We start from the raw sequence: 3,937 nt of genomic DNA on the forward strand, positions 1-3,937 counted from the left end.
GGTTAACGAGGAGGAAGGTGGGGATGACGTCAAATCAGCATGGCTCTTACGCCTTGGGCGACACACGTGCTACAATGGCCAGTACAATGGGTTGCCAAACCGTAAGGTGGAGCCAATCCCATCAAAACTGGTCTCAGTTCGGATTGAAGGCTGCAACTCGCCTTCATGAAGCTGGAATCGCTAGTAAACGCGCATCAGCCACGGCGCGTTGAATACGTTCTCGGGTCTTGTACTCACCGCCCGTCACACCAAGAGAGTCGGGAGTACCCGAACCCCGCACATAAGTCACAAACAAATTTGCGGCTTGTGTGCGGGGGAAGGTAAGTCCGGCAATAAGGGTGAAGTCGTAACAAGGCATCCGTAGCGGAAGCTGTGGATGGATCACCTCCTTTCTAAGGAGAATATGGTTAACGTGCTGGAATTCCGCACGTTAGCTCATCAGTCGGGCTCCGGTTCTGCCGGAGTTATAGATATTCTGCAAGTATTGAAGACATTATGAATCACAATACACGATACACCTAACACGATTCATATAACAAAGGCCCCACAAGAGGGGTTTTTGTGTTTAACTTGATTTATTTGTAAATATTTGGTAACCTAAAAAAGACTAAACATGTTTCGTGTTACGTGAATTAGGAGTCGTGAAAATAAGGGCAATTAGCTCAGCTGGCTAGAGCGCGTCACTGATAATGACGAGGTCGGAGGTTCAAGTCCTCCATTGCCCACCAGGTAATTTAGAACCATTATATTCAGGAACCAAAAAGAGTGTGTTTTTAAGCACACTCTTTTTCTGCATGTTGATATGAGCTACATCGGAATTCTACCCTGAAATCTTTCCACTATTTTTTTCTTCACTTGTTCCAGCGCATCATTAAACGCTTCATGGATAGAGTTCGTAAGTTCGTCTTTATCTTGGAAATCATTTGGTTTGACCGCGTCAATGGATACAATTTCCTGATTACCGTTTAATACAATGGTAATTTTTTGATTTGCAGAAGTTCCAGTAACTTGAGTTTGGTCAAGCTCTTTTTTGATTTCTTTAGCTTGTTTTAACATTTGGAGGGGGTTGAACATATAGTTTTCATTAAAACATTAAATCATGAAAGCAAGAAAGCATGAAAACATTAAAGCAATTTGCTTTTATGCCCTAGTGCCCTCGTGCTTTAATGTTCTTGTGTTTTTGACTCGCGAATATCGTATCAACCCAGAACACGGGACAATCTCAACGCCTTTCTTTTCCAGCTCGTCCAAAAATAAATTCACGTCAATTGAATCACTCGCCATGTGGCCAGCGATAACAACGTTAATGTGATATTTTTCCGCTTGCCTTTTCCATTCCTCTTGCATGTGCATACCCACAATCGTGCCAATCCCGGCTTGGCTCATTTTTTCGTACATATCCTTAGAGCCGGAAGTGCCGCCGGTAATTTCCGTGAGGGCAATTTTTCCGCAATAGTTTTCTTTATTGCCAGTAAAAATTGTTGGGCCAGCCTTCATTTTTGCAGCCTCTTTATATTCAGGAATCATTTTTAGAACCGTGATTAAATCTTCAAGCCGCTCAATTTTATCTTTGTTCTTTTTTATTTCTTTATCTAAAAAATCAGCAACAAGATTGTCGCAAGGCGTATGAACACACATCACTGGAAGGCCCAAAATTTTAGCGGCATCAAGAGACTTATTGTGATTAGCGCCAGACACGTTGCGGCCAACTTCAGAAAGCCGCAATTTGGTTAGACCCTCGGCAATATTAATCGGCACGCCGTATTTGGCTAAAAGTTCCACTTGCAAATCCATAACCTCATGAAGCCCGGCTAAACCGATGCCAAGGGGATGGTGGGACATGATTAAATCAATTGGCCGGCCTTGTTTTCCAAGCTCATTAGCAAGCATCACTTCACCAGTTTCAATATCAACACCCACCAACATCCTTTTGACTTGTTTAGTTGGGTTATTGGTGAAAATCCGGGAATCAGCATAGGGATTGGTTAAACCCTCTTGGTCAAACTGTTCTTTCTCGTCATCGATTAGTTTTTCATATTTTTCTTTGGCGCGCTTGAGCTTTTTTTTGATAATTCCAGGGTCGCGTAAATCAGCCCTTTTGCCCATTTGAATGGCTAAATTGTAGATTTGTTGGATGGTCATTTTGGTCGTTTTTAATTATCACAGATGATTGGCTATAACCAGGGCTATTAAGTTTAAGGATGATGGCCACCAATAACTCTAATTTTCTCAAATATCTCTAATATTAGGAATTGCTATCACACAATTAAGCCCCTTGACAAACTTTTTTAGATATGATAAGATAAGGTGTTGAATAAAAAATATCCACAGGGGGTGGCGAGGAGGCCACTTTTTTGTATTTTAATAAGCTGCTTATCCGTGATCTGCGGCTATCCGTTATAATTCGTGAAACTCAACGTATAATAAAACTTCCCTTTATCAATCTGCATCCACGACAAGCATGGGGGTTGTTTCGGAGGATTGCCCGGCCCGCTTATATTTTCTAAAAACTGAGAAAACTAAAGCGCTACTTTAAGGAAATATGAGCGGGCTAGGTTTTCCCTTTGGACAATCTTCTTGGATGCAGATTGATGGAGAGAAGTTGATATGAAAATACGAGATTATGGAAATATGAGATTAACCTGATGAAGATTTAATTTCATATTCTCGTATTTTCATATTATCAATTCTTTCCATAAACCTGCGGTCAAGAAATGCATGGGGGTCCAAACCCCGGTTTTACCGGGGGAGAGGATCTTCTTGACTGCAGCTTTATGGAGGGAAGTTCGTATGAAAATACGAGATTATGGAAATATGAAAATATGAAAAGCGAGGTGTGGAAAAAATTGTTCGTTAGTTTATCTTACACCACAGATGAAGTTGTGTCCACAAAATTTCTGTGGATAACCCCATCACACAAGGAGAGCTATCATGAATTTTAGAGATTTGGCTGGTATGATTGCAATCACCATCAGTAGTTTCACAATGATTTATGCTATTTATATTACCCGCGACCTGAACTGTTTGTGGGCAATCCTAGCTATTGTGATATTGGGAAGGTATTTCCCGTGGAGTTCAAAAAGCGAATGACCAAAATAAGACAAAGGAGGAGATTATAAGGGAAATGAATATGGGAATACTTTATAGTGTTCCTAGCCGAAACAAGTAACACTGTTTCGGCTTTTTTTATTTTAAAAAGACGAGGTCAAGGGACCTCGTCTACCCGGTTATTTTTTACTCCGCCGCCTCCTCCGTACTCGTCGCCGTACTCAACTCCTCTACTCCCAGCAAACAAACCGCCTGCCAAGGCACATAACGGCTAAACCATTCTTCCTCCAATGGCTCGCGGTCATCAGCATAAGTAATTTTACGGGTAAATAAAGTGTCGGCGCCATTATGGGCTCGTTCGGTGCATTTTTTTTCTCCGGGTTCTAAATTTAAAGTCTCAATAATTTTAGTCGGCCCTGGATATTTGATGTTCCAAATCCGAGGCGGATTTTCCACCTCTATTTTTCTGCTATCGTTTGTTCCATAAAAATGAAAAGTCAAAATATCACTATCAATTTCTGTAGTAAACAGGATATAATTACCAGTGTCGTTAGTAAACTTTAAATCCGGACGCGGGTTATAAATCGTGGCATCCATGCCCGCGGGTTCATAATAAGATACTCGGTAAGAATGAGGCCGACGTTCGGTTATTGGCAAGCCAGAATAAATCGCCACCCTAAAGGCGGTTGTGCCAATTTGACACAACCCACCGCCATATTCAGGAATAGTTTCATTGCCCTTGATAACCAATTCCGGTAAATAACCAGTAGCCGCATTGACCTCTCCCAATGTTTGTACCAAAGAAAATTCTTCATCCGGAGCAATTAAAAGGCCATTTAATTTGTTTGCCCCCACCCCAATATTGTGCCTTCGATTTGTGGGACTACCA

The 3,937-nt window shown here is 41.5% G+C and carries 3 protein-coding genes, 1 tRNA gene and 1 rRNA gene; 2 read left to right on the forward strand and 3 right to left on the reverse strand.

All coding sequences use genetic code 11. The features are described from left to right. Positions 1-392, forward strand: a 16S ribosomal RNA gene (locus tag KKD20_05015); the annotation flags it as partial. 259 nt (positions 393-651) lie between these two features. Next, positions 652-728, forward strand: a tRNA-Ile gene (locus KKD20_05020). Positions 729-807: 79 nt separating this feature from the next. Here KKD20_05020 and KKD20_05025 read toward each other — a convergent pair. From KKD20_05025 to KKD20_05035, 3 genes are all read right to left on the reverse strand, one after another. Next, positions 808-1,074: a YbaB/EbfC family nucleoid-associated protein gene (locus tag KKD20_05025; GenBank protein MBU4332452.1), complete on the reverse strand. Its 267-nt coding sequence runs from the start codon at positions 1,072-1,074 to the stop codon at positions 808-810. Positions 1,075-1,140: 66 nt separating this feature from the next. Next, positions 1,141-2,142, reverse strand: coding sequence for an NGG1p interacting factor NIF3 (locus KKD20_05030; protein ID MBU4332453.1), 1,002 nt, complete (start codon positions 2,140-2,142; stop codon positions 1,141-1,143). A 1,092-nt stretch (positions 2,143-3,234) separates the two neighbouring features. Next, the coding region (locus KKD20_05035; protein ID MBU4332454.1) for a VanW family protein at positions 3,235-3,937 on the reverse strand (703 nt) is incomplete at its 5' end.

This window comes from Patescibacteria group bacterium (genome assembly GCA_018896645.1).
Taxonomy (GTDB): Bacteria; Patescibacteriota; Patescibacteriia; order UBA2591; family JABMQE01; genus JAHIMF01.